The 24,909-nt window shown below is 63.7% G+C and carries 23 protein-coding genes and 1 other RNA gene; 23 read left to right on the forward strand and 1 reads right to left on the reverse strand.

Going from position 1 to position 24,909, the window contains the following annotated elements; genetic code table 11:
- The first annotated feature begins 103 nt into the window (after positions 1-103).
- From AC0L2U_RS00575 to AC0L2U_RS00605, 7 genes are all read left to right on the forward strand, one after another.
- Positions 104-364 carry a hypothetical protein gene (locus AC0L2U_RS00575; protein WP_081734943.1) on the forward strand — a complete coding sequence of 87 codons (261 nt, stop codon included), beginning with the start codon at positions 104-106 and terminating at the stop codon, positions 362-364.
- Positions 365-528: 164 nt separating this feature from the next.
- Positions 529-1,248 (forward strand): J domain-containing protein, encoded by a 720-nt coding sequence (locus tag AC0L2U_RS00580; RefSeq protein ID WP_127268668.1) that lies wholly within the window; start codon positions 529-531, stop codon positions 1,246-1,248.
- On the forward strand, positions 1,245-2,000 hold the full coding sequence (locus AC0L2U_RS00585) for an N-acetylmuramoyl-L-alanine amidase (protein WP_128288473.1): 756 nt from the start codon (positions 1,245-1,247) through the stop codon (positions 1,998-2,000). Before AC0L2U_RS00580 ends, AC0L2U_RS00585 begins: the two co-directional genes overlap by 4 nt.
- 210 nt (positions 2,001-2,210) lie before the next feature.
- Positions 2,211-2,939, forward strand: a complete 729-nt coding sequence (locus AC0L2U_RS00590; protein WP_127809985.1) for a lytic transglycosylase domain-containing protein — start codon at positions 2,211-2,213, stop codon at positions 2,937-2,939.
- 50 nt (positions 2,940-2,989) lie between these two features.
- An RNA gene (gene rnpB / locus AC0L2U_RS00595) (RNase P RNA component class A) lies at positions 2,990-3,399 on the forward strand.
- Positions 3,400-3,572: 173 nt separating this feature from the next.
- Positions 3,573-3,848: a type II toxin-antitoxin system ParD family antitoxin gene (locus AC0L2U_RS00600; protein WP_027034949.1), complete on the forward strand. Its 276-nt coding sequence runs from the start codon at positions 3,573-3,575 to the stop codon at positions 3,846-3,848.
- The gene (locus AC0L2U_RS00605; RefSeq protein ID WP_473601279.1) at positions 3,845-4,147 is read left to right on the forward strand and encodes a type II toxin-antitoxin system RelE/ParE family toxin; all 303 of its coding nucleotides are present in this window, start codon (positions 3,845-3,847) and stop codon (positions 4,145-4,147) included. Before AC0L2U_RS00600 ends, AC0L2U_RS00605 begins: the two co-directional genes overlap by 4 nt.
- A 9-nt stretch (positions 4,148-4,156) precedes the next feature.
- On the opposite strand, the gene AC0L2U_RS00610 is transcribed toward AC0L2U_RS00605, so the two are convergent.
- A complete protein-coding gene (locus AC0L2U_RS00610; protein ID WP_292700869.1) occupies positions 4,157-5,272 on the reverse strand; it encodes a cystathionine gamma-lyase in 1,116 nt (371 codons plus the stop codon).
- Between the two features lie 410 nt (positions 5,273-5,682).
- Here AC0L2U_RS00610 and mraZ point away from each other — a divergent pair, with 410 nt between their 5' ends.
- The 16 genes from mraZ to ftsZ all read left to right on the forward strand — a co-directional run bounded on the left by mraZ (position 5,683) and on the right by ftsZ (position 24,636).
- Positions 5,683-6,141 (forward strand): division/cell wall cluster transcriptional repressor MraZ, encoded by a 459-nt coding sequence (gene mraZ, locus AC0L2U_RS00615; RefSeq protein ID WP_128288471.1) that lies wholly within the window; start codon positions 5,683-5,685, stop codon positions 6,139-6,141.
- Positions 6,138-7,187, forward strand: a complete 1,050-nt coding sequence (gene rsmH / locus AC0L2U_RS00620; RefSeq protein ID WP_292700864.1) for a 16S rRNA (cytosine(1402)-N(4))-methyltransferase RsmH — start codon at positions 6,138-6,140, stop codon at positions 7,185-7,187. Before mraZ ends, rsmH begins: the two co-directional genes overlap by 4 nt.
- A gap of 4 nt (positions 7,188-7,191) precedes the next feature.
- Positions 7,192-7,587 (forward strand): cell division protein FtsL, encoded by a 396-nt coding sequence (gene ftsL, locus AC0L2U_RS00625; protein ID WP_128364617.1) that lies wholly within the window; start codon positions 7,192-7,194, stop codon positions 7,585-7,587.
- Positions 7,584-9,293, forward strand: coding sequence for a peptidoglycan D,D-transpeptidase FtsI family protein (locus AC0L2U_RS00630; RefSeq protein ID WP_027034944.1), 1,710 nt, complete (start codon positions 7,584-7,586; stop codon positions 9,291-9,293). The genes ftsL and AC0L2U_RS00630 overlap by 4 nt, the downstream gene beginning before the upstream one ends.
- A 54-nt stretch (positions 9,294-9,347) precedes the next feature.
- Positions 9,348-10,802, forward strand: coding sequence for a UDP-N-acetylmuramoyl-L-alanyl-D-glutamate--2,6-diaminopimelate ligase (locus tag AC0L2U_RS00635; protein WP_127399080.1), 1,455 nt, complete (start codon positions 9,348-9,350; stop codon positions 10,800-10,802).
- Positions 10,799-12,256, forward strand: coding sequence for a UDP-N-acetylmuramoylalanyl-D-glutamyl-2,6-diaminopimelate--D-alanyl-D-alanine ligase (locus AC0L2U_RS00640; protein ID WP_127809990.1), 1,458 nt, complete (start codon positions 10,799-10,801; stop codon positions 12,254-12,256). Before AC0L2U_RS00635 ends, AC0L2U_RS00640 begins: the two co-directional genes overlap by 4 nt.
- A 19-nt stretch (positions 12,257-12,275) precedes the next feature.
- Positions 12,276-13,358, forward strand: a complete 1,083-nt coding sequence (mraY, locus tag AC0L2U_RS00645; RefSeq protein WP_013530954.1) for a phospho-N-acetylmuramoyl-pentapeptide-transferase — start codon at positions 12,276-12,278, stop codon at positions 13,356-13,358.
- 8 nt (positions 13,359-13,366) lie between these two features.
- A complete protein-coding gene (murD, locus tag AC0L2U_RS00650) occupies positions 13,367-14,767 on the forward strand; it encodes a UDP-N-acetylmuramoyl-L-alanine--D-glutamate ligase (protein WP_128288467.1) in 1,401 nt (466 codons plus the stop codon).
- Positions 14,767-15,918 (forward strand): putative lipid II flippase FtsW, encoded by a 1,152-nt coding sequence (ftsW, locus tag AC0L2U_RS00655; protein ID WP_128288466.1) that lies wholly within the window; start codon positions 14,767-14,769, stop codon positions 15,916-15,918. The genes murD and ftsW overlap by 1 nt, the downstream gene beginning before the upstream one ends.
- A 1-nt stretch (position 15,919) precedes the next feature.
- Positions 15,920-17,047, forward strand: a complete 1,128-nt coding sequence (gene murG, locus AC0L2U_RS00660) for an undecaprenyldiphospho-muramoylpentapeptide beta-N-acetylglucosaminyltransferase (RefSeq protein ID WP_127809991.1) — start codon at positions 15,920-15,922, stop codon at positions 17,045-17,047.
- A complete protein-coding gene (gene murC, locus AC0L2U_RS00665) occupies positions 17,044-18,450 on the forward strand; it encodes a UDP-N-acetylmuramate--L-alanine ligase (RefSeq protein ID WP_023813140.1) in 1,407 nt (468 codons plus the stop codon). The genes murG and murC overlap by 4 nt, the downstream gene beginning before the upstream one ends.
- Positions 18,447-19,412: a UDP-N-acetylmuramate dehydrogenase gene (gene murB, locus AC0L2U_RS00670; protein WP_127322152.1), complete on the forward strand. Its 966-nt coding sequence runs from the start codon at positions 18,447-18,449 to the stop codon at positions 19,410-19,412. Before murC ends, murB begins: the two co-directional genes overlap by 4 nt.
- Before the next feature lie 313 nt (positions 19,413-19,725).
- Complete coding sequence (locus AC0L2U_RS00675; RefSeq protein ID WP_127328876.1) at positions 19,726-20,652, forward strand: D-alanine--D-alanine ligase; 927 nt, start codon at positions 19,726-19,728, stop codon at positions 20,650-20,652.
- Positions 20,640-21,581, forward strand: coding sequence for a cell division protein FtsQ/DivIB (locus tag AC0L2U_RS00680; protein WP_128288464.1), 942 nt, complete (start codon positions 20,640-20,642; stop codon positions 21,579-21,581). Before AC0L2U_RS00675 ends, AC0L2U_RS00680 begins: the two co-directional genes overlap by 13 nt.
- Positions 21,578-22,885 (forward strand): cell division protein FtsA, encoded by a 1,308-nt coding sequence (gene ftsA, locus AC0L2U_RS00685; RefSeq protein ID WP_027034934.1) that lies wholly within the window; start codon positions 21,578-21,580, stop codon positions 22,883-22,885. The genes AC0L2U_RS00680 and ftsA overlap by 4 nt, the downstream gene beginning before the upstream one ends.
- Positions 22,886-22,953: 68 nt before the next feature.
- Complete coding sequence (gene ftsZ / locus AC0L2U_RS00690; protein WP_127273569.1) at positions 22,954-24,636, forward strand: cell division protein FtsZ; 1,683 nt, start codon at positions 22,954-22,956, stop codon at positions 24,634-24,636.
- Positions 24,637-24,909: the final 273 nt, after the last annotated feature.

The following is a 24,909-nucleotide window of genomic DNA, read 5'->3' on the forward strand; positions in this document are numbered from 1 at the left end:
GATGTTACATGTCGAAACGCAACGTTACGAAACTCATGGCCGTCTGACGCATTTGTCCTTCGACCGCTCACGGCAACGTGAGCGTGTGTTGAAGGAGAGACAAATGAAAAAGCTCATTCTCGCTTCCGTTTCCGCTCTGGCCTTGCTTGGCGTCGCCGCCTGCAGTGACAGCGGTACGGACAATACCACTACCCAGAGCACCAATCCGCCGGCTGCCGAGGAACCGATGAAGCCGGCTACTCCGGAAGCCACGCCGCCGGCCGCGACGCCTCCGGCAACGGATAATTCTACCACGAAGAGCATCACACCCGAGAAGCCTGCCGAGCCGGCTCCGGCAACACCAGCTCCTGCGCCCGCGCAGTAGTGAGCAAGCAGTACTTCGTGTGATGAATGAGAAAGGCCGGCTCGCGCTGGCCTTTCTCATATTGTCCGAGCGCCATGGCGTTGGAGTCCGATCGATTTGTCGCGCAAAGCCTGCGGCACTGTCCCGGCTTGATAGGAGCGGGCGGTGGCTCTAAGAAGCAGGCCATGTCCATTTGGGATCGCCTCGGCGAATTCATCACCCGCGTTTCATCCTCAGCCTCGTCGGGTGTCGCCGACGTGGTCGAGGCCGTGCGCACGGTTTTCGCCGGCGATGCGGATTTGCGCCGGCGTGTCGCCTTTTCGGTGGCGATGATCGCGCTGTCGGCCAAGATGGCCAAGGCCGATGGTATCGTCACCCAGGACGAGGTGCGCGCCTTCCAGGAAATATTCGAAGTGCCGCCGAAGGAGACGCGCAATGTGGCGCGTCTGTTCGATCTCGCCCAGCGCGACGTGGCCGGTTTCGAGACCTATGCCGAGCGGATGGCGCAGATGTGCGGTTCCGGGCATTCCAATTGTGTGATGCTGGAAGACATACTCGACGGTCTGTTCCACATCGCCAAGGCCGACGGGCTGGTGCACGAGCGCGAAGGCCATTTCCTGCACCGCATCGCCGAGATTTTCCGCATCGACGAAGCGCATTACGAGACCATCATGGCGCGACATGTCAACCTGGGCGCCGGGGATCCTTATGTCGTGCTTGGCATCGAGCGCGGCAAGCCGTTCGAAGAGGTCAGGAAGCGCTATCGCAAGCTGGTTTCCGACAATCATCCGGACCGGCTGATCGCGCGCGGCCTGCCTCAGGAATTCATCAAGATCGCGACCACCAGGGTGGCGGCGATCAACGTTGCCTACGAGATGATCGAGCGGGGCCTGCGCCACGCATGAGCGGCTTTCTGCCCGACGAGCCACGTGCCGAAGTCAGGGTATCGCCGAATTTCGGCCCGCGGCGCGAGACGCCCAGGCCTGACATGATCGTGCTGCACTACACCGGTATGGCGACCGGCGCCGGGGCCGAGGCCTGGCTTTGCGACCCGGCCAGCGAGGTCTCGTCACATTATCTCGTCCACGAGAATGGCCATATCGTGCAGATGGTCAGGGAAAGCGACCGCGCTTGGCATGCCGGCAAGAGTTCGTGGTTCGGACGGGCCGACATCAATTCCTGTTCGGTCGGCATCGAGATCGTCAATCCAGGGCATTCGCTGGGCTATCCCGGTTTTCCCCGGCGGCAGATCGATGCGGTGATCGCGCTGTGCCGTGGGATCGCCGGTCGGCATTCGATCGCCGCCGAGCGGGTACTCGCGCATTCCGATGTTGCGCCGGGGCGCAAGATCGATCCCGGCGAGAAGTTTCCGTGGCGGACGCTGTTCGAGGCCGGTGTTGGCCATCTCGTGGCGGCCGCGCCCGTCAGGCGAGGCGCCACTCTGACAACCGGCGATACCGGCGGCGACGTCGAAGCGTTGCAGTCGATGCTGGCCCTCTACGGCTATGGCGTTGAAATATCCGGCGTTTTCGACCGGCAGACGGAGGCGGTGGTCGAGGCCTTCCAGCGCCATTTCCGGCCGCGCAAGGTGGACGGCGTTGCCGACGGCTCGACGCTGCGGACGCTGCAAAGGCTGCTTGCTTCCGTGAGGCGCTGACCCCCGGGAGAGCCTCTCTCAAGCAATTCTTTCCCATCCTTAAGTTACAAGCTGTCACTCAAAGTGACTTGCCTGGCCTTGTTTGACACCAATTCGGGCGTCAAACGGCTGACGTGTAGATGTCGGACCCCAAGCCCCCCGGGTTGTTCCGACGTTGGTTAGGCGTTGCTGCGCGAACATCTTCGCGCGGTTCAGACAGAACAGGATCACATGCAGAAATTTACCGTTTTAACGGCAGCTCTTGCTGCCGGTGTAATGACTTTTGCCTTCAGTGCGGCGCATGCAGCATCATTCAGCCCGCGGGCCGATCAAGGGTTTCCCGTGGTATCCGCGAAAAGCGGCAAGGCAGGCCACGACGCCAAGGCAACAAAGCGGGCTTCCGCCAAAGCGGAGACGAAGCGGGCTTCCGCGAAAATGGAAAAAGCAAGCTGGTCCAAGCCGAAGAAGTCCGCCAGAAAGCAGACGAAGCGTGGCCGAAAGACCATCGACATGACGAGAACAGCGTCGATCGGAGTCCAGAACGCGGCGGCATCGACGGCGGCGGTGGCCAGCAGTGGGCAGTATTCCGCTATCGTTGCCCGCTATGCGGCGATCGAAGGCGTGCCGGTGTCGCTCGCCACGGCGGTCATCCAGATCGAAAGCAACTACCGGCCCAACATCGTCGGCGGCGCAGGCGAGATCGGCCTGATGCAGATCAAGCCGGCCACGGCTCGGATGATGGGCTATAGCGGCTCCGCAAAGGGCCTGTTCGATCCCGACACCAACATCAAATACGGCATGAAATACCTTGCCATGGCGCGGAGCCTCGGCGGCGGCACGACCTGCGGCACGATTCTGAAATACAATGCTGGACACGCCGCAACGCGGATGAACCCGGTGTCGGCCGCCTATTGCGGCAAGGTCAAGGTGCAGATGGCTGCGCTTGGATCGCCCGCATAAGTCTGCTTTTTCGTTTGCGTTTTCGGGCGTGAACCCCTTTATACGCTCTGCCAGCTGGCTGGGCGGCCGCACCCGCAAACGCCGAAAGGCCGCGGGTGAGGAAAGTCCGGGCTCCATGGAAACACGGTGCCGGTTAATGGCCGGCGGGGGCGACCCCAGGGAAAGTGCCACAGAAAGCAAACCGCCACGATCCGGCTTGCCGGATTCGGGGCAAGGGTGAAAGGGTGGGGTAAGAGCCCACCGCGCGACTGGCAACAGGAGCGGCACGGCAAACCCCACCGGGAGCAAGACCGAATAGGGGCGGTGCGAGGGGAAACCCTCGAGGGCTGTTTCCGGCTCACCGTCCGGGTAGGTTGCGTGAGGCACATGGCAACATGCGCCCAAGATGAATGGCCGCCACGTTCTCGCCGCGCAAGGGGCGAGGGCCATACAGAACCCGGCTTACAGGCCAGCTGGCAACTCTCTCCCCCGATATCAAGAGAAGTCTCTTGAATTCAGCAGGTTGCGCCCTCGGGCGCGCCTGTTGATTCAAGCCTGCCCGGCCGTTCATCCGTGCGAGCGAGAGTCGGCCATTGCTTGAAACCGGTGCGATTAAATCGTACCATGATCGGGAAATGGTACCGGGAGCCTCTCATGGGACAGGTCGACAAACGCAGCATCACGCTGTCGCCGGAACTGGCGCAGGCGGTGGATGATGTCGTCGCCGCCGGCGAATATGCCTCCGCCAGCGAAGTGATCCGAGATGCGCTGCGGCAATGGAAGGATCGGCGCGATCTCTTCGGCTATACGCTCGATGAGTTGCGCAAGCTGGTGCAGGAAGGGATAGACAGCGGGCCGGGACGATTTGCGTCGATGGATGAAATCAAGGCCGAGGCGCGGAGGCGCTTGCGATCTGACGACGCAGCATGAATTCGCTATTCATCGTCCGGAACGCGCGCGCAGAAGACGATTTGATCGCGATCTGGCTTCATGTTGCACGCGATAGCGAGGTCGCAGCGGATAGGTTGCTCGATCGCATCGAGGCACGGTGGCAGCAACTGGAGACCTATCCCTTCTCCGGCGCGCCGCGCGATGACATCGCGCCCGGCGTCCGTCATCTGCTCGTTGGCGACTATCTCACCTTGTATCGTGTAGGTGACGACGCGATCGAGATCATTCGTGTACTGCGCGGCTATCGCAACATAGAAGCCGACGATCTCGGCCCGTGATCGGTCCGGTCAGCCGCCGATCTTGTCCAGCGACGCCTCGATTGCCTTCCAGAGCTCTTCCACCGGCTCGCAGCCGACCGAGAGGCGAACGAAGCCGGCGGCAACGGCATCGCCTCGCTTCAAGCGCCGCTCGGCGGAGGTGTGGACGCCGCCGAAGGATGTCGCGGCCTGCATCAAGGCGCAATTGTTGATGAAATCCTCGGCCTTGTCCTCCGAGGCGAGCTCGAAAGAGATCAGAAAGCCGAAGCGCTCCATCTGGGCACGGGCAAGGTTGTGCGACGGATCGCCTTCCAGTCCGGGATAACGGAGGCCGCTGATTGCCCGGTGGCCCTGCAGCCGCCGCGCGATGACTTCCGCCGAGGAACACATGCGATCGAAGCGCACATCCAGTGTCTCCAGGCCGCGATGCACCAGCCAGGCTTCGAATGGTCCGGGAATGCTGCCGGAAACTTCGCGCCAGCCGGTCACGGCGGCGATGATCTCGGCATTGCGGCTGGCGACATGGCCGAACAGCACATCTGAATGGCCGTTGGGTGCCTTGGTGTCGGCGGCAACGACGATATCGGCGCCATGGTCGAGCGGCCGTTGGCCGAAGGGTGTCATGGTCGTGTTGTCGACGACAAGGATCGCGCCGGCTTTGTGAACAGCATCGGCAACGGCGGCGATATCGCAGATATCCAGCCCCGGATTGGCGGGGGTTTCGACAAAGGCGAGGCGATAGCCATCGAAGCCGCCGTCGAGGAAGGTCGAGGTAGGCCTGACATCGTAGACGATGCCGAGCGGCTTGAGGAAGCGATCGGCCAGCGCTCTTGTCGTGTGGTAGCCGTCCGATGGCAGCAGGAAACGGTCGCCAGTCTTGAGCACGGTAAAAAACGCCGCCGAGATTGCCGCCATTCCTGAAGGGAAGGCGACGCAAGGCGCGTCCTCCAGATGGGCCAGCATATGTTCGACCGCGTCCCAGGTCGGGTTACTGAATCGCCCGTACTGGTTGAAACCGGTGGCGTCGCCGGGCGCATGAAAGATGGCGGCCATGGTCAGTGGCAGGGGAATGGAATCGCCCATGGCAAGCCCGCTGCGACGCAGGTGAGGAAGCGCTGCAGCGCGTGACTTTGCAGTTTCGGACATCGAATTTCCAACCCTGGTTGCGACCGACGAGATGTGGCGAGACGCTATGCCCGGCAGCGGCGCTCGGCAAGGCGCGTCCGGTTGGGCCAGGCGGCTCTAAACGGTTCGTTAGGCTTAATAGACCATAAAGACGAGACGTGTCGGCGAGGCTGCTCTCATTGGTCGCGGCGCGCGTGTTTGTGAAGCCTAATCCCGTTGACGCCCATAGTGCCCCATGATATCCCATCTAGACATCAAAGCCTTCGTTCCGTGTCAGGGTAAAGCGTACGCCAATCGGGCAGCCGCGGCGGCTGCGCGTTTGCCGGTTTTTGCCCGTGCGGACGAGGCTGATACGGGGCAGGGAGCGCGCTGCGGCGGCGCGTGCGACAAGATGGAGAGGGGTGCGGCGGCGCAAGCGGCTGTAGCGTTTAATGGACCGGTTTCTGTCAACCACGGTGAGCAGGATCGATGCGAAGGGACGGGTGTCCGTTCCCGCGCATTTCCGTGCGGTCGTGCAGAAGCGCGGCTATTCGGAACTTTATGCGCTGCGCTGCCTGGATCTGCCGGCGATGGATGTCGGCGGGCTCGATCTGCTCGACCGCTACGAGCAGCGCATCGCGCTCGAGGATCCCTTCCTGCAGACGGCGGACGACATGTCGTTCTTCTGCCATGGCGACGGAACCTTCTTGAAACTCGACCAGGACGGCCGCATCACGATGAGCGATTTCCTTCGCGAACACACCGGCATTTCGGCGGAAGTGGCCTTTGTCGGGCGCGGCAATTTCTTTCAGATCTGGGAGCCGGGACGGCTTGCCGCCTATGGGGCGCAGGCGCGGGCACGGCTTTTGCAGCTTCGGCAGGGGACGAAGCCTGGGGAGCGACCGGAATGACGGCAGGCCACGGCGATGACCTTCCTCATGCCATCGATGGGCACGCCGTTGGCGGATCGGCCCGCCACATTCCGGTCCTCCTTGCCGAGGTGCTCGAAGCGTTGGCGCCGGCGCAGGGCGACCTCATCATCGACGGCACGTTCGGCGCCGGCGGCTACACCAGGGCCATTCTGGCGACGGGCGCTTCCGTGGTGGCGATCGACCGCGATCCGGATGCCATTGCGGCCGGGCGCGATCTGGAAGCGCAGTCCGGCGGCCGGCTGCGGCTGGTGCAGGCGCCGTTCTCAACGCTGGACGAACGTGTTGAGAGCGCCGAGGGCGTCGTGCTCGACATCGGCGTGTCCTCGATGCAGCTCGACCAGGCCGAGCGCGGGTTTTCGTTCCGCGCCGACGGGCCGCTCGACATGCGCATGGCGCAATCGGGCCTCAGCGCCGCCGACGTCGTCAATTCCTTCAAGCCGGGCGATCTTGCCCGCATCTTCGGCTTCCTCGGCGAGGAGCGTCATGCCGGGCGCATCGCCCGCATGATCGAGGCTCGCCGCGAAAAGCGCCCGTTCGAGCGCACGCTGGAACTGGCCGACGCCATCGAGACGCATATCGGCCGTGCGCCGAAGGACAAGATCCATCCGGCGACGCGCGTCTTCCAGGCGCTGCGCATCTTCGTCAATGACGAGCTTGGTGAACTGGCCAAGGCCCTGTTCGCGGCCGAACGCGCGCTGAAGCCGGGCGGACGGCTCGCCGTGGTCACCTTCCATTCGCTGGAAGACCGCATCGTCAAGCGTTTCATCGCCGACCGGGCCGATGTCGCGACCGGCTCGCGGCATTTGCCCGAGGCGCATGCCCGCACCGCGACGTTCCGCAAGGCGGGTGGCGGCGTGACTGCCGGCGACGCCGAGGTGGCGGCCAATCCGCGCGCCCGTTCGGCCAGGCTGCGCGCGGCAATCCGCACGGATGCGCCAGCGCGCAGCAGCGATTTTTCGATTTTCGGCCTTCCAAAACTTCCCGGCCCAACACTTCCCGGCACGAGCCGGCCGGGGGAGAGGTAGCTAAGTGTTTCGTACCAGCGACATTGTCCTGATCGCCGTCATGGTTGCGGTCGCGGCCCTTACCTACAAGGCCAAGCGCGAGGCCGAGGAACAATTGGCCGCGGTGCAGAAGATCCATGCGCAGATACGCTATGAGGAGGATACGATCGACCTGCTCAAAGCCGACTGGAGCCTGCTTACCCAGCCGTCGCGGCTGCAGAAGCTGGCTGAACTCTACAAGTCGCAGCTCGAACTCGAGCCGGTCAGCGCCCGCCAGATAGGCGGCATCGGCGACCTGCCGGCCAAATCCCTGGACATCCAGGACATCCTGAACGGACGCCAGGGTGGTATGGCCGACAATTCCGACCAAGCGCCTTCGGACAGTAAGGATCCCGTCGTGACCGGAGGCATCGCCCAATGATCGGCAAACTGCTGAAGCGTCGCGCCAGGACGAGTGAAGATGGATCGATCGTCGTCGAGGGCGCCCGCAAGGCGACCGGCGGCAAGGGCAGGACGCGCATCGTCATGACGATGGCGGTGTTCTTCGGTATCTTCTCGACCATATCAGGGCGGCTGGTCTATCTCGGCTTCCAGACCCCCGACATGTCGGGCGGTCCGCAGAGCCGGGTGACGGCATCGCGGCCCGACATCGTCGACCGCAACGGCGAAGTGCTGGCCACGGATATCAAGACGGCGTCGCTGTTTGCAGAACCGCGCCGCATTGTCGACGCCGACGAGGCGATCGAGAAGCTGTCGACGGTGCTTCCGGACATCGACTATGAGCAGACCTACCATAAGCTGAAGAGCGGCGCCGGTTTCGTCTGGCTGCAGCGGCAGCTGACGCCCAAGCAACAGTCCGACATCATGCAGCTCGGCATTCCCGGTTTCGGCTTCCGTACCGAAAAGCGCCGCTTCTATCCGAGCGGCGAGACCTCGTCCTACATTGTCGGCCTCACCAACATCGACAACCAGGGCATCTCCGGAATGGAGAAATATGTCGACGAGCAAGGCTTGAGCGACCTGCAGGCATCGGGCCTTGCCATTGCCAAGGATCTCAAGCCGGTAAAGCTTTCGATCGATCTGCGCGTGCAGCATGTGGTGCGCGACGAGATCGCCGCCGGCCTGGAGCGCTATCGTGCCATGGGCGCCGGCGCCGTCGTGCTCAACGTCAAGACCGGCGAAGTGGTGGCCATGGCCTCGGTGCCGGATTTCGATCCGAACAATCCCTACAATGCACAGGACAAGGACCGGCTGAATCGCATGTCGGCGGGCCTCTACGAGATGGGCTCGACCTTCAAGAGCTTCACCTCAGCCATGGCGCTCGATTCCGGCAAGGCGACGATGGCGAGCCGCTTCGATGCTTCGCATCCAATCCGGGTCGGCCATCAGGCCATTCACGATTTCCACGGCAAGAACCGTGTGCTGTCGTTGCCGGAGGTGTTCCTCTATTCGTCCAACATCGGATCGGCCAGGGAAGCCGAGATGGTCGGCATCGAGGGCCATCGCGAATTCCTGCATCGCCTTGGCCTTCTGGACAGGATGCAGACCGAATTGCCGGAGACTGCCCGTCCGACTGAACCGAAGGTCTGGAAACAGGTGAATTCATTCACCATCGCCTTCGGCCATGGCGTGTCGACGACGCCGCTGCAAGCGGCTGTGGGCTGCGCGGCGTTGATGAATGGCGGCTTCCTGATGAACCCTACCTTTTTGGTGCGTACGCAGGCGGAAGCGATGGCCACCGCCAAGAAAGTGGTGAGCGAAAAGACCGTCGAAGGCATGCGCTACCTCTATTCGCTCAATGCCGAGAAGGGCTCTGCCCGAAACGCCAGAGTCCCCGGCTACCGCGTTGGTGGCAAGACCGGAACGGCCGAGAAGGTCGTCAATGGCCGCTACTCCAAGGACTTGAATTTCAACACTTTCGTCGCCGCCTTCCCGATGGACGATCCGCAGTATCTGGTGTTTACCATTGCCGATGCCCCGCACCCTGAAAAGCCGGGCATGACGGATGTCGCGGCCGCAAATGCGGGGGTTATGGCCGGCAATATCATCAGGCGTTCAGCTGCCATGCTTGGCGTGAAGCCAGATTTCAGCCATGAAAATGGTGCAACGCTGGTTTCCTATCAGTGATTCTTAGGGCGCGCCGGCAACAGCGCGCTATTTTGTTGCGGTGAACGGGACTCGATGAAGCTCAGAGATCTAGCCGGTATCCTGCCCGTCGAGGGAATAGCTTCCGTCGATCTGGAGGTTACAGGGATTTCTTCGGATTCCCGCCAGGTAAAAGCGGGTGTTGTCTTCTTTGCGCTCGCGGGAACCAAGGCCGACGGTGCCGTTTATGCCGCCGACGCCGCCGCGCGCGGTGCGGCCGCGATCGTAGCGGGCAAGGGCAGCACCGTTGCCGGGCTGTCGGTCCCGGTATTGGCAGTCGACGATCCGCGCCTGGCGTTGGCGCTGAGTGCGGCCCGCTATTTCGGCAAGCAGCCTGAGATAATGGTCGCGGTGACCGGCACCAGCGGCAAGACTTCGGTCGCGGCTTTCACCAGGCAGATCTGGGAGCAGTCCGGTTATGCCGCCGCTTCGATCGGCACCACTGGCGTAGTGGCGCCTGGGCGCAACGACTATGGCTCGCTGACGACGCCCGATCCAGTCGCCCTGCATCAATTGCTGCGGGAATTGGCGGATGCCGGCGTCACCCACGCCTCGATGGAAGCCTCCAGCCATGGGCTCGACCAGCGCCGTCTCGACGGCGTGAGGCTGGCGGCCGGCGGCTTCACCAATCTCGGCCGCGACCATATGGACTATCATCCGACCATCGAGGACTATCACCGCGCCAAATTGCGCCTGTTCGACGCGCTGCTGCCGAAAGGCGCACCGGCCGTCATCTTCGCCGACGATCCATGGTCGGCACCGACTTTTCAGGCGGCGCGGGCCGCCAGGCTCGAAGTGCTGACGGTTGGCCGCCATGGCGATTTCCTCAGGCTGAAGCGGGTTGAGCATGAACGCCATCGCCAGCGGGCCGAGGTCGAGGCCGATGGCATGCTCTACGAGATCGACCTGCCGCTGGCCGGTGATTTCCAGATTTCGAACGCGCTGGTTTCGGCGGGTCTTGCCATTTCCACGGGAACACCTGTCGCCAAGGCCTTGCTGGCGTTGGAGAAATTGAAGGGCGCGCCGGGCCGGCTCGACCTCGTCGGCACCACCGGCAATGGCGCGCCGGTCTATGTCGATTATGCCCACAAGCCCGACGCGCTGGAAAACGTGCTGGCCTCGGTGCGCCCATTCACGACCGGCCGCGTCATCGTCGTGTTCGGCTGCGGCGGCGACCGCGACCGGGGAAAAAGACCGATCATGGGCGAGATTGCGACGCGGCTTGCAGATGTTGTCATCGTCACCGACGACAATCCGCGCTCCGAAGTGCCGGAAACGATCCGCGCCGCTATTTTGGCCGCCGCCCCCGGCGCCATCGAGATCGGCGACCGGCGCCAGGCGATCCACGAGGCGGTCGCCATGCTGCATGCCGGCGACACGCTGATCGTGGCCGGCAAGGGCCACGAGGAAGGCCAGACGATCGGCTCCGAAACCTTGCATTTCTCCGATCACGAGGAAGTTCGCGCGGCACTTACGGAGCGTGCCGCATGAGCTTGCTGTGGACCTGCGAGGCGCTGGTTGCCGCCATGGACGGGCGGCCGTTGGGGCCGATGCCGGAAGGCATTTCCGGCATTTCGATCGACAGCCGCAGCCTGCAGCCGGGCGACGCCTTCTTCGCCATCAAGGGCGAGGCGATGGACGGCCATGATTTCGCCACCGCCGCCATCAAGGCCGGCGCCGGCGTGCTGGTGGTGGCCGAAGGCAAGCTGCCGTCGCTCGGCCGGCTGACGGCGCCGATTATCGTCGTCGAGGACGTGCTGGTCGCACTGGAAAAGCTTGGAGTTGCGTCGCGCGCCCGCTCGAGCGCGAAAATCATCGCTGTGACCGGTTCGGCCGGCAAGACCACGACCAAGGAAGCGCTGCGCCATGTGCTGCAAGCCGTCGGCAAGGTGCACGCCTCGGCGCAGTCCTTCAACAATCACTGGGGCGTGCCGCTGACCTTGGCGCGCATGCCTGATGATTGCGACTATGCCGTATTCGAGATCGGCATGAACCATCCCGACGAAATCCGGCCGCTGGTAAAAATGGTGAGGCCGCATGTCGCCATCGTCACCATGATCGCGGCGGCGCATCTCGGCTTTTTCCGCAATCTCGACGAGATTGCCAAGGCCAAGGCCGAGATTTTCGAAGGGCTGGAGCCCGAGGGGGCCGCCATCCTCAACCGCGATGATGCGCGCTTCAAGCTGCTCGACAAGATGGCCCATGCCGCCGGTGTCGAGCACGTCTACGGCTTCGGCGAGAATGCGCGCTCTACCTTCAAGCTCACCAAATGCGAACTGCATGCGGATCATTCCGACATCATCGCCAGGATCGGCGGCCACGAAGTGGCGGCGCGGATCGGCGCGCCCGGCCGCCATATGGTGCAGAACGTGCTGGCGGTGCTGGGTGCGGCGCATCTGGTCGGCGCCGATCTCGACAAGGTGGCTTCAGCACTGGCCGATCTTTCGGCCGAACGCGGGCGCGGCAAGCGCCATGTGCTGCGCCATCCCGGCGGCTCGACTTCGAGCTACCCAGGTGGACTGATCACGCTGATCGACGAAAGCTACAACGCCAATCCGGCATCGATGGCTGCTGCCATGGCATTGCTCAACGCGACGCCTGTGACGGGCGAGGGCCGCCGCATCGCCGTGCTCGGCGACATGCTCGAACTTGGCGACCACTCGGCCAAGCTGCATGCAGCCCTTGCCGATCTCATCGTCAGCTCGGGCACGCAGACCGTCTTTCTCGGCGGCCCGGAAATGCGGGTGCTGGCAGAAGCGCTGCCGGCTGAGATCAAGACGGAATACCGCGCCGGTGTCGAGGAGTTGAAGCCGGTGCTGCTTGCCGCGCTCAAGCCGGGCGACGTGGTGATGATCAAATCGTCGAAGGGCATCGGCTTTGCAAAACTGGTCGATGCGCTGCTGGGCAAATTCCCGGCTGAATCGACAGCCAGAAAACAGACCTAGGTCGGGGGACGAAAAGCGCATGTTTACACTGCTCGTCGATTTTGCGGACAAGGTCTCGGTCTTCAATGTCTTCCGCTACATCACCTTCCGCACCGGCGGGGCGCTGATCACGTCGGCGCTGATCGTCTTCATCTTCGGGCCGACCATCATCAATTCGCTGCGGCTGCGGCAAGGCAAGGGCCAGCCGATCCGCGCCGACGGACCGCAGACGCATTTCAAGAAGGCCGGCACGCCGACCATGGGCGGACTGATGATCCTGTCGGGCATTATCGGCTCGTCGCTTTTGTGGGCCAACCTGTCGAGCATCTATGTCTGGGTGGTGCTGCTGGTGACGCTGGGCTTCGGCTCGATCGGCTTCTACGACGACTATCTGAAGGTGACCAAGCAGTCGCATCTCGGCTTTTCCGGCAAGGCAAGGCTGGCGCTTGAATTCGTCATCGCCGGCATCGCCGCCTGGGTGATCATGCACAATGGCCAGGCGCCGTTCTCTTCGTCGCTGACGTTTCCCTTCGCCAAGGAATTCATCGTCAATCTCGGCTGGTTCTTCATTCCGTTCTCCTGCTTCGTCATCGTCGGAGCAGGCAATGCTGTGAACCTCACCGACGGTCTGGACGGGCTGGCGATCGTGCCGATCATGATCGCGGCGGCCTCCTTCGGCGTCATCGCCTATCTCTCAGGCAACGCCGTGTTCGCCGAATATCTGCAGATACATTTCGTGCCCGGCACCGGTGAACTGGCGGTCGTGCTCGGCGCGGTCATCGGCGCCGGCCTCGGCTTCCTCTGGTTCAACGCGCCGCCGGCGGCGATCTTCATGGGTGACACCGGATCGTTGGCCATGGGCGGCCTGATCGGCACCGTCGCGGTCGCCACCAAGCACGAGATCGTGCTGGTCATCGTCGGCGGATTGTTCGTCGTGGAAATCCTGTCGGTCATCATCCAGGTCGGCTACTTCAAGATGACCGGCAAGCGGGTGTTCCTGATGGCGCCGATCCACCATCATTTCGAAAAGCTCGGCTGGACCGAAAGCCAGGTGGTGATCCGCTTCTGGATCATCGCCGTCATCCTGGCGCTGGTCGGCCTGTCGACCCTCAAGCTGAGATAGGAAGCCCTTTGATCCCCGCCGCATCCTTTTCAGGCAAGCGCGTTTCCCTCTTCGGGCTCGGTGGCTCGGGGATTGCGACGGCGCGCGCGCTGATCGAGGGCGGCGCGGACGTGCTGGCCTGGGACGACAATCCCGAAAGCGTTGCCAAGGCCGCTATTGCCGGTATTGCGACCGCTGATTTGCGCGGCGCCGACTGGGCGAAATTCTCGGCTTTCGTGCTGTCGCCGGGCGTCCCGCTGACGCATCCCAAGCCGCATTGGACGGTGGAGCTGGCGCGCGGTTCAGGCGTCGAGATCATCGGCGACATCGAGCTTTTCTGCCGCGAGCGGACGCTGAGCGCGCCAAATTCGCCTTTCATCGCCATCACCGGCACCAACGGCAAGTCGACGACCACCGCGCTGACCGCGCATATCCTGAAGGCCGCGGGACGCGATACCCAGATGGGCGGCAATATCGGCCGCGCGGTGATGACGCTCGATCCGCCCGAGCCCGATCGGCACTATGTGGTCGAATGCTCGTCTTACCAGATCGACCTCGCGCCTTCGATCAATCCGACGGCGGGCATCCTGCTTAACCTGACGCCCGATCATCTCGACCGCCACGGCACCATGCAGCACTACGCCGCGATCAAGGAGCGGCTGGTAGCCGGCAGCGAGACGGCGATCGTCGGCATCGACGATTCCTGGTGTGCGCAGATCGCCGAGCGGCTGGAGCGGGCGGGCCGGCCTGTCATCCGCATTTCCAAGCGCCTGCCGCTGACCGATGGCTATTTCGCCGATGGCGGCAATCTGATGGAAGCCGTGCACGGCCGTTACAGCCGTGTCGCCTTCCTCGAAGGCATCGGTTCGCTGCGCGGCCAGCACAATGCCCAGAACGCTCTGGCGGCGGTCGCCGCTTGCCTCAAGGTCGGACTGGAGCTTGGCGAAATCCAGTCGGGGCTGGAAAGCTTTCCCGGCCTCGCTCACCGCATGGAGCAGGTCGGCCGCAAGGACCATGTGCTGTTCATCAACGATTCCAAGGCGACCAATGCCGATGCCGCAGCACCTGCGCTATCCAGCTTTACGCGCATCTACTGGATCGCCGGCGGCCTGCCCAAGGAAGGCGGCATCGAGCCGTTGCGCGGCTTCTTTCCGCGCATCGCCAAGGCCTATCTGATTGGCGAGGCGGCGCCGGCCTTTTCGGCGACGCTGGGCGAGGCAGTTCCCTACGAGATCTCAGGCACGCTGGCCGCCGCGGTCGAGCACGCCGCGCATGATGCCGCTAAGGACGACAGCGGCGAGGCGGTGGTGCTGCTGTCGCCGGCCTGCGCCAGTTTCGACCAGTTCAAGAATTTCGAAGTCCGCGGCGAAGCCTTCAGGCAAGCTGCGGATGCTATCGAGGGTGTGAAACCCATCGGAGGGGCACGATAATGCAAAGCCGTCTCGACAAAAGCCCGGTGGCAACCTGGTGGTGGACGATCGATCGCTGGTTCCTCGCGGCGTTCCTGTCGCTGATGGGGCTCGGCATCGTCTTGTCCTTCGCCGCCAGTCCGGCGGTGGCCGAACGCATCGGCCTCGACAGTTTCCACTTTGCCACCAGGCAGATCATCTTCACCGTGCCGGCGCTCGGTGTGATGCTGGCAGTTTCCTTCCTCGATTCCAGGCAGATCCGGCGCATGGCGCTGGTCATCCTGTGCCTGATGCTGGTGCTGATGGTGGCGGTGCTCTACATCGGCGTCGAGGTGAAGGGTGCGCGCCGCTGGGTGTCGCTTGCCGGCCTGTCGATCCAGCCGTCGGAATTCCTGAAGCCGGCCTTCGTCATCATGTGCGCGTGGCTTTTCGCCGAGCACAAGCGCCAGCCCGATATTCCGGGCAATCTGTTCGCCATGCTGCTGCTGGTGCTGGTCGTGTCGCTGCTGGTGGCACAACCGGACCTCGGCCAGACCATGCTGACGACCGGCACCTGGGGCATCATGTTCTTCATGGCCGGGCTGCCCTGGCTGTGGATCGTCGCGCTGGGTGCGGCCGGCGTCGGCGGCGTCTTTGCCGCCTATACGGTGTTCCCGCACGTTGCCCTGCGTATCGACAAGTTCCTCACCGGCGAGGGCGACACGTTCCAGGTCGACATGGGGCGCGAAGCGCTGATCAATGGCGGCTGGTTCGGAGTCGGACCGGGCGAGGGCACCGTCAAGCGCGTCATCCCCGACAGCCATGCCGACTTCGTCTTCTCGGTTGCCGGCGAAGAGTTCGGGCTGATCATGTGCTTCTTCATCATGTCGATCTTCGCCTTCATCGTTCTGCGCGGCCTCAACACGGCGCTGAAGGAGCATGACGATTTCACCCGCTATGCGGTCGGCGGTCTCGTCACCGTGTTCGGCCTGCAGGCGGTCATCAACATGTGCGTCAACCTCCAGCTCGTGCCGGCCAAGGGCATGACGCTGCCGTTCATCTCCTATGGCGGCTCCTCGCAGATCGCCATCGCCATCTCGATGGGCATGGTGCTGGCGCTGACACGCAAGCGGCCGGAAAAGCGCAAGCAGGTGGGCTTTGGCCTGTCGCAACGCGCCATGCCGGCGGAGTGATATGGCCAGAGGCGTCATCCTTCTCGCGGCAGGCGGCACCGGTGGGCATCTTTTCCCGGCCGAGGCGCTGGCGCATGAGTTGAACGAGCGCGGCTGGTCGGTGCATCTGGCAACCGACGACCGTGCGGAGCGTTTCGCCGGCCATTTTCCGGCCGCCGCCGTCCACCCGATCCAGTCGGCGACGATGGGCTCGAAAAACCCTTTTGCCCTGCTTGGTGCCTTCTGGAAAATCTGGCGCGGCGTGCGCCAGGCTTCCGCCGTCATCGGCAGGATCAAGCCGGATGCCGTCGTCGGCTTCGGCGGCTATCCAACCTTGCCGCCGCTCTACGCGGCGACACGGCGCAAGGTGCCGACGCTGATCCATGAGCAGAACGCGGTGATGGGGCGCGCCAACCGGGCGCTGGCCGGCCGTGTCGATGCCATCGCCGGCGGCTTCCTGCCGCAGGACACCAGTGCTGCCGGTGTGAAGACGGTGACGACAGGCAATCCGGTCAGGCCGGCCGTGCTGGAAGCGGCCAGGATGAATTATGCGGCATCGACCGGGGAACAGCCGTTCCGCCTGCTGGTGTTCGGCGGCAGCCAGGGCGCCCAGTTCTTTTCCGATGCCGTGCCGGGAGCCATCGCGCTGCTTTCCGACGCACAGCGCAAGCGGCTGGTGATCACCCAACAAGCGCGCGCGGATGACGTGGCGCGGGTCAAGGCAGCCTATGCCGCGCTTGGCGTCGCCGTCGAGGTCTCGCCCTTCTTCACCGACATGGCGCAGCGCATGGCGGCTGCGCACCTGGTGATCTCGCGCTCCGGCGCCTCGACCGTCTCGGAGATCGCCGTCATCGGCCGGCCGGCGCTGCTGGTGCCTTACCCCTATGCGCTCGACCACGATCAGGCGGCGAACGCGGCGGCCCTTGCCGCTGCCGGCGGCGGCGAAGTGCATCCGCAATCCTCGCTCTCGTCCGAACGCATCGCAGCGCTCATCGGCGAGCTGATGGAAGACCCCGATCGGCTGACGGCGATGGCGGCGGGTGCGAAATCGGCCGGGAGGCCGGACGCGGCACGGTTGCTCGCTGATCTTACAGAGGCTATTGCGTCCAAAAAAACCGTTTCGGATTTCAGGAAGAGGACGCAAGCATGAAGATGCCGCAGACCATCGGCCTTGTGCATTTCATCGGCATTGGCGGCATCGGCATGAGCGGCATTGCCGAAGTGCTGCACAATCTCGGCTACAAGGTGCAAGGGTCCGACCAGGCCGAAAGCGCCAATGTGCAGCGGCTGCGCGACAAGGGCATCGAATGCTTCGTCGGCCATAGGGCCGAAAATCTCGGTGATGCCGAGGTGGTGGTCGTCTCGACGGCGATCAAGAAATCCAATCCAGAGCTAAAGGCCGCGCGCGAAAAGCTGCTGCCGATCGTGCGCCGGGCCGAAATGCTGGCCGAACTGATGCGCTTTCGCCAGGCGGTGGCGATCGGCGGCACGCATGGCAAGACGACGACGACCTCGATGGTGGCGACCTTGCTCGATGCCGGCGGGCTCGATCCGACCGTCATCAATGGCGGCATCATCAATGCCTATGGCACCAATGCGCGCATGGGCGACGGCGAATGGATGGTGGTCGAGGCCGACGAGAGCGACGGCACTTTCCTGAAACTACCGGCGGAGATCGCGGTCGTCACCAACATCGATCCCGAGCATCTCGATCACTATGGCAGCTTCGACAAGGTGCGCGAGGCGTTCCGCCAGTTCGTCGAGAACGTGCCGTTCTACGGTTTTGGCGTGATGTGCACCGACCACCCCGAGGTGCAGGCACTGGTCAGCCGCATCGAGGACCGCCGGGTCATCACCTATGGCGAGAATGCGCAGGCCGACGTGCGCTTTACCAATCACCGCATGGCAGGTGCCATTTCGGAATTCGACGTGGTGATCCGCGACCGCAAGACAGGCGGTCAGACTGTCATAGCAGGCCTGCGCCTGCCGATGCCCGGCCGCCACAACGTCTCCAACGCGACGGCAGCGATCGCGGTCGCGCATGAGCTCGGCCTGTCGGCCGAGGCGATCAAGAAGGGCCTGTCGTCCTTCGCCGGCGTCAAGCGCCGCTTCACCCATACCGGTTCGTGGGACGGCGTCGAAATATTCGACGATTACGGCCACCATCCGGTCGAGATCTCGGCGGTGCTGAAGGCGGCGCGCAGCGCCACCCAAGGTCGCGTCATCGCCATTGCCCAGCCGCATCGCTTCACCCGGCTGCATGATCTGTTCAACGAGTTTTCCACCTGCTTCAACGACGCCGACACAGTGATGGTGGCGCCGGTCTACGCGGCCGGCGAAGAGCCGATCGACGGCGTCAGCTCGGACGCGCTGGTGTCGCGCATCCGCGCCGGCGGCCATCGCGACGCACGCTACATCGAGGGTCCGGCGGCGATCGCGCCCGTCATCCGTGATCTGGCAAAGCCGGGTGACTTCGTCGTCTTCCTGGGCGCCGGCAACATCACCCAATGGGCCTATGCATTGCCCAAGGAGCTTGGCGGGACCGTCTCATGATGCACGGCCAGGCCCTGATCGACAGACTGGGCGACCGGCTTGCCGGCCTGCGCGGCCGCCTGACGCCGAACGCCGAGATGGACAAGATCACCTGGTTCCGTGCAGGGGGTCTGGCTGAGGTGCTGTTCCAGCCGGCCGACGAGGAAGATCTTGCGGTGTTCCTGAAAGCCGTTCCCGAAGAGATACCACTGACCGTCGTCGGCGTCGGCTCGAACCTTCTGGTCCGCGATGGCGGCATCGAGGGCTTTGTCATCCGCCTTTCAGCCAAGGGCTTCGGCGAGGCCGAGGTGATTTCGCCGATCAGGATCAAGGCGGGAGCCGCGACCCCCGACAAGCGCGTCGCAGCGGTGGCGCTCGAGGCCGGCATTGGCGGCTTTCATTTCTACCACGGCATTCCGGGTGCAATCGGCGGTGCGCTGCGGATGAACGCAGGCGCCAACGGCGTCGAGACGCGCGAGCGGGTCGTCGAAGTGCGAGCGCTCGACCGCAAGGGCAATGTGCAGACGCTGAGCAATGCCGATATGGGTTACGCCTATCGCCATTCGGCGGCGCCTGCCGGGCTGATCTTCACCTCGGCCGTGTTCGAGGGCTTTGCCGAGGACAGAGCGGCGATCAAGGCGGCGATGGAGGCCGTGCAGAACCATCGCGAGACCGTGCAGCCGATCCGCGAGAAGACCGGCGGCTCGACCTTCAAGAATCCGGAAGGCACGTCGGCCTGGAAGGAGATCGACAGAGCGGGCTGCCGCGGCCTGATGATCGGCGGCGCCCAGATGTCGCCGATGCATTGCAACTTCATGATCAACACGGGAACCGCGACCGGCTACGACCTAGAATATCTCGGCGAGACGGTGCGCACGCGGGTGCTGGAGAATTCCGGTATCCGGCTGCAATGGGAAATCAAGCGCATCGGCAATTTCCGGCCGGGACATGCGGTTCAGGAGTTTTTGGGACAGCTTCTTTAAAGCGCAGCGTGGCGCGTGTTGAAGTTCATGTGATGCATGAACTTTAACACGGCCGACACGGTCCGCGACCGTTGCCGCAAAGACTCAACGACACGCTTTTCGCATCCATTTTCTCAGAAAGTGAATCTCTCGGAATCGTAAGCACTTGCCAGTGAATCAACTCTCTGATTCTCTGCTCGAAAGCGTTTCCTGATTTGAGTCGTTCGACGCGTTTTCAGCGTTTTCCGTCTGGGGGGCAACCTGCCGGGAGACTCTGACTCAATGTTGCGGAAAATCTGGTTTTGGTCCGCCGTGAGAGAGGGGATGCCGGGGAATGAAAAACAAGCATGTGGCCGTCCTGCTGGGTGGTTTTTCGTCCGAGCGGCCCGTGTCTCTATCGTCGGGAAAGGCTTGTGCCGATGAACTCGAGAAGGAAGGCTACCAGGTCACCCGTGTCGATGTCGGGCGCGATGTCGGCTCCGTGCTTGCCGAGCTCAAGCCCGATGTCGCCTTCAATGCGCTGCACGGCCCTTTTGGCGAGGACGGCACCATTCAGGGCATCCTTGAATATCTCGGCATTCCCTACACCCATTCCGGCGTGCTCGCCTCGGCTCTGGCCATGAACAAGGAGCAGGCCAAGCGGGTTGCCAAGTCGGTCGGCATCGTGGTCGCCGAATCGAAGGTCGCCAGCCGCTTCGCCATCCAGAGCAAGCATCCGATGAAGCCGCCCTATGTGGTCAAGCCGGTCAATGAGGGTTCGAGCTTCGGTGTCGTCATCGTGCATGAGGGCCAGTCGCATCCGCCGCAGGTGATCGGCTCGTCCGAGTGGAAATATGGCGATACCGTCATGGTTGAGCGCTACATCCACGGCAGGGAGCTGACCTGCGCGGTGATGGGCGATGTGGCGCTGGGGGTCTGCGAGATCATCCCGACCGGCCATTCCTTCTATGACTATGATTCAAAATATGTCGCCGGGGGATCAAAGCACGAATGCCCCGCAAAAGTTTCACCGAATATTTACCAAAAAATACAAACACTGGCGCTCAAGGCTCACCAAGCGATCGGCTGTCGCGGCGTTTCCCGTTCGGACTTCCGTTATGACGATCGTCATTCCGAAAACGGCGAGATTGTCTGGCTCGAGGTCAACACCCAGCCGGGTATGACGCCGACGTCCTTGGTGCCTGAAATCGCCGCCCAGGCTGGGCACTCGTTTGGCGATTTGTTGAGTTGGATGGTGGAGGACGCTTCGTGCCTGCGTTGAAATGGAGACAAGGTTGGGAGAGGGGCGCGGCGGGGCCGGCGCTGTTCGGCCTGCCATTGTCGTCGGGCCATTTCGTGCTGCCGCGCATGCTGCGCCGCCCGGTGCGCATTCTGGCGCGCCTGGGCGTCGGGGAATTCCAGGCGCCGCGCTTTTCCGCGGCCATGATGTCGGCCGTGCTGATTTTCTCGAGCAGTGCCTATGGCGCCTATCTCGGCGGTCATGTCGAGGGTATCGTGCAGAGCATCACCGCCCGTACCGGATTTGCCGTTGATCAGGTTAAGGTGGTCGGCAATCGCCAGACCTCGGAAATCGACATACTCGACAGGCTTGAGCTCGACGGTTGGACGTCGCTGATCGGCTTTAATGCCGAGGCCGCGCGGGAACGAATTGCGACATTGCCGTGGATCGAGGTTGCGGCCGTCCGCAAGGTCTACCCGCATACTCTGGAAGTGCGCGTCGAGGAGCGTGAGGCTTTCGCGCTCTGGCAGCAGGGTGACGCGCTTTCGGTCATCGAGAGGAATGGCGCCATGATCGCGCCGTTCTCGGGCGGCAAGCAGGTGCTCCTGCCGCTGCTGATCGGCACCGGCGCGCCGGCGAGCGCGCCCGATTTCCTGGCCAAGGTCGAAAAATATCCCGAACTCGCGAGCCGGATCAAAGGTTATATCCGCGTCGGCGAGCGGCGCTGGGACCTGAAGCTGGACAATGGCATCACCATCAAGCTTCCCGAGGATGACGAGGAACAGGCGCTCGCCGAACTCGTCAAGATGGATCATGATAACGGCTTGCTGTCGCGCGACATCGCCGCCGTCGACATGCGCCTGACGGACCGGCTGGTCGTGCAGTTGACGGCGGAAGCGGCGACGCAGCGCGAAGCCGCCCTCAACGAGAAAGCCAAGAGCCTGAAGCGCAAGCCGGAGACGAAGATATGAGCTGGCTTGGCGGTCCTGGCGATGCCGCGTCGCGCCGGTCCGGCACCCTGACGGTGCTGGATGTCGGTTCGAGCAAGGTCTGCTGCATGGTGGCCAAGCTGAAGCCATGCGATGACGGCAAGCTGCTGCGCGGCCGCTCGCACCGGATCCAGGTGATCGGTATCGGCCATCAGAAGTCGCAAGGCGTGAAGTCGGGTGTCGTGGTTGACCTCGATAGGGCGGAACATGCCATCCGCCTTTCCGTCGACGCGGCCGAGCGCATGGCCGGGCTGACGGTCGATTCTCTCATCGTCAACATGACCGCCGGCCGGCTGAAGAGCGAAGCCTTCTCCGCCACCATCAATCTTGGCGGTCACGAGGCCGACGAGGCCGACATCAAGCGCGTTCTCGGCGCTGGCGCCAAGCAGGCGCTGAAGGCCGAGCGCGAGGTGATCCATTCGCTTCCCGTCGGTTTCTCGCTGGATGCCGAACGCGGCGTGCGCGATCCGCGGGGCATGGTCGGCGACGCACTCGGCGTCGACATGCATGTGCTGACCGGCGACGCCGCGCCGATGCGCAATCTGGAGCTTTCCATCAACCGTTCGCATCTGTCGGTCGAGCGCATGGTGGCGACGCCCTATGCCAGCGGCCTGGCGGCCTTGGTCGACGACGAGCTGGAAATGGGCGCGGCCTGCATCGACATGGGCGGCGGCACGACGACGATCTCGGTGTTTTCGGAAGGCAAGTTCGTCCATGGCGACGCCATCGCCATCGGCGGCAACCACGTCACGATGGACATGGCCAAGGGGCTGTCGACCTCGCTCGATGCCGCCGAACGGCTGAAGGTGATGCATGGCTCGGCACTGCCGGGCAGCGCCGACGACCGCGACCTGGTCTCGATCCAGCCGATCGGCGACGACGGTGACGTGCCCTTGCAGATCCCGCGCTCGGTGATGACGCGCATCGTGCGCGCCCGCATCGACGAGACGCTCGAACTGCTGCGCGACCGGCTGAACAAGTCCGGCTATGGCAATGCAGTGGGCAAGCGTGTGGTTCTTACCGGTGGCGCCAGCCAGCTTGCCGGCCTGCCGGAGGCGGCGCGCCGCATCCTGGGACGCAATGTGCGCATCGGCCGCCCGCTCGGCGTGGCCGGTCTGCCGGAAGCGGCGAAGGGGCCGGCCTTCTCGGCTGCGGTGGGGCTTCTGATCTATCCGCAGATGGCGAGCTTCGAGAGCCATCCGGCGAAAGGAATTTCCGGTCTCAAAATGACCGGAACGGGCGGAAAACTGCATCGCATGAGTCAGTGGTTGAGAGACAGTTTCTAAAATTGACGGGGACAGCCCCATAGGCGGCCGCGGCGGCGAAGCGGCGTGAAAGGCAAAGGACGGAGACAATGACCATCAATCTGCAAAAGCCGGACATCACCGAGCTTAAGCCGCGCATCACCGTGTTCGGTGTCGGCGGCGGCGGCGGCAATGCCGTCAACAACATGATCACCGCCGGTCTGCGCGGTGTCGAGTTCGTGGTGGCCAACACCGACGCGCAGGCGCTGACCATGTCGAAGGCCGGCCGCCTGATCCAGCTCGGCGCGCACGTCACCGAAGGCCTTGGCGCCGGCTCGCAGCCGGAGGTCGGCCGTGCGGCGGCGGAAGAGTGCATCGATGAAATCCTCGATCACCTGACCAACACCCATATGTGCTTCGTCACCGCCGGCATGGGCGGCGGCACCGGTACCGGTGCTGCTCCGGTCGTTGCCCGCGCAGCGCGCGAAAAGGGCATCCTCACGGTCGGCGTCGTCACCAAGCCGTTCCACTTCGAAGGCCAGCGCCGCATGAAGACGGCCGACTTCGGCATCGAGGAATTGCAGAAATGCGTCGATACGCTGATCGTCATCCCCAACCAGAACCTGTTCCGGCTGGCCAATGACAAGACCACCTTCGCCGATGCCTTCGCCATGGCCGACCAGGTGCTCTATTCCGGTGTCGCCTGCATCACCGACCTGATGGTCAAGGAAGGCCTGATCAATCTCGACTTCGCCGACGTCCGTTCCGTCATGCGCGAGATGGGCAAGGCGATGATGGGCACCGGCGAGGCTTCCGGCGAGGGCCGCGCGATGGCCGCCGCCGAAGCGGCGATCGCCAACCCGCTGCTCGACGAGACCTCGATGAAGGGTGCCAAGGGCTTGCTGATCTCGATCACCGGCGGCCGCGACCTGACGCTGTTCGAAGTCGACGAAGCCGCGACCCGTATCCGCGAGGAAGTCGACCAGGACGCCAACATCATCCTGGGCGCCACTTTCGACGAGGAACTCGAAGGCGTCATCCGCGTCTCGGTGGTTGCCACCGGCATCGACAAGTCGGCGGCTGAAATCGCCGCCGCACCGATCTCGATCCGCACGGCGCCTCCGAAGCCGGCCAGCCGCCCGGCGGCTCAGATCGCGGAGGTTCGTCCGGCGCCTGTCCAGCAGGCGGCATACGAGCCACGCGCTATCGACCCGGTCGCGGAAGCCATCCATCTGGCCGAAGCCAATGCCGCGGCCATGGCGCAGGCGCGCCCGGCCCCGGTCGCCCACGCTGAAGATTTCCGCCCGCAGAGCAAGATCTTCCAGGCGCCGCCCGCCCAGCCGATGCCGCAGCCGGTGGTCCAGCAGATGCAGCCGGCCCCGCAGCCGCGCGAGATGCTGCAGCGCGAGGCGCCGCAGCCGGTTGCCATGGCGCCGCAGCGCATGCCGCGCGTCGAGGACTTTCCGCCGGTCGTCAAGGCCGAGGTGGATGCCAAGAGCCGCCCGGTCGACCACGAGAACAACAGCGGACCGATGGGCCTGCTGAAGCGCCTGACCAATGGTCTGACCCGCCGCGAGGAAGAACCCGCACGGCTGCAGCCGGCGCAGCCGCGCGAGCCCAAGCTGCGCCAGGCCGCGCCCGAAGTGCGCCGTCTCGCCAGCCAGGATGCGCAGCTCTATGCGCCGCGCCGCGGCCAGCTCGACGATCAGGGCCGCCTGACGCCGCAGGTGAGGACGACTCAGGAAGACGATCAGCTGGAGATTCCGGCGTTCCTGCGCCGCCAGGCCAACTGATTGGTAAACGGACTGTAACATTTGTTAACAGGCAAGCGAGGAATCGCTTGCCTGTTAATGTTTTATATGATGTGATTTCAACGACTTACCAAGTCGTACTCATTCCATTTCGCGGTTACACAGAGTAAGAAACCGTGATTTGGAGTCTCCCTGACGGGACATTATCTTCGCTGCCTACCATCATCGGTTTGCCGGGATTTCGGGGGAAGTCACCCTGCCAGCCGATTCACACAAGAGCCGCGCCCTCGGGCTGGAGAAGCGGACCTAGGCATT

This window comes from Mesorhizobium sp. WSM4808, from assembly GCF_055811675.1.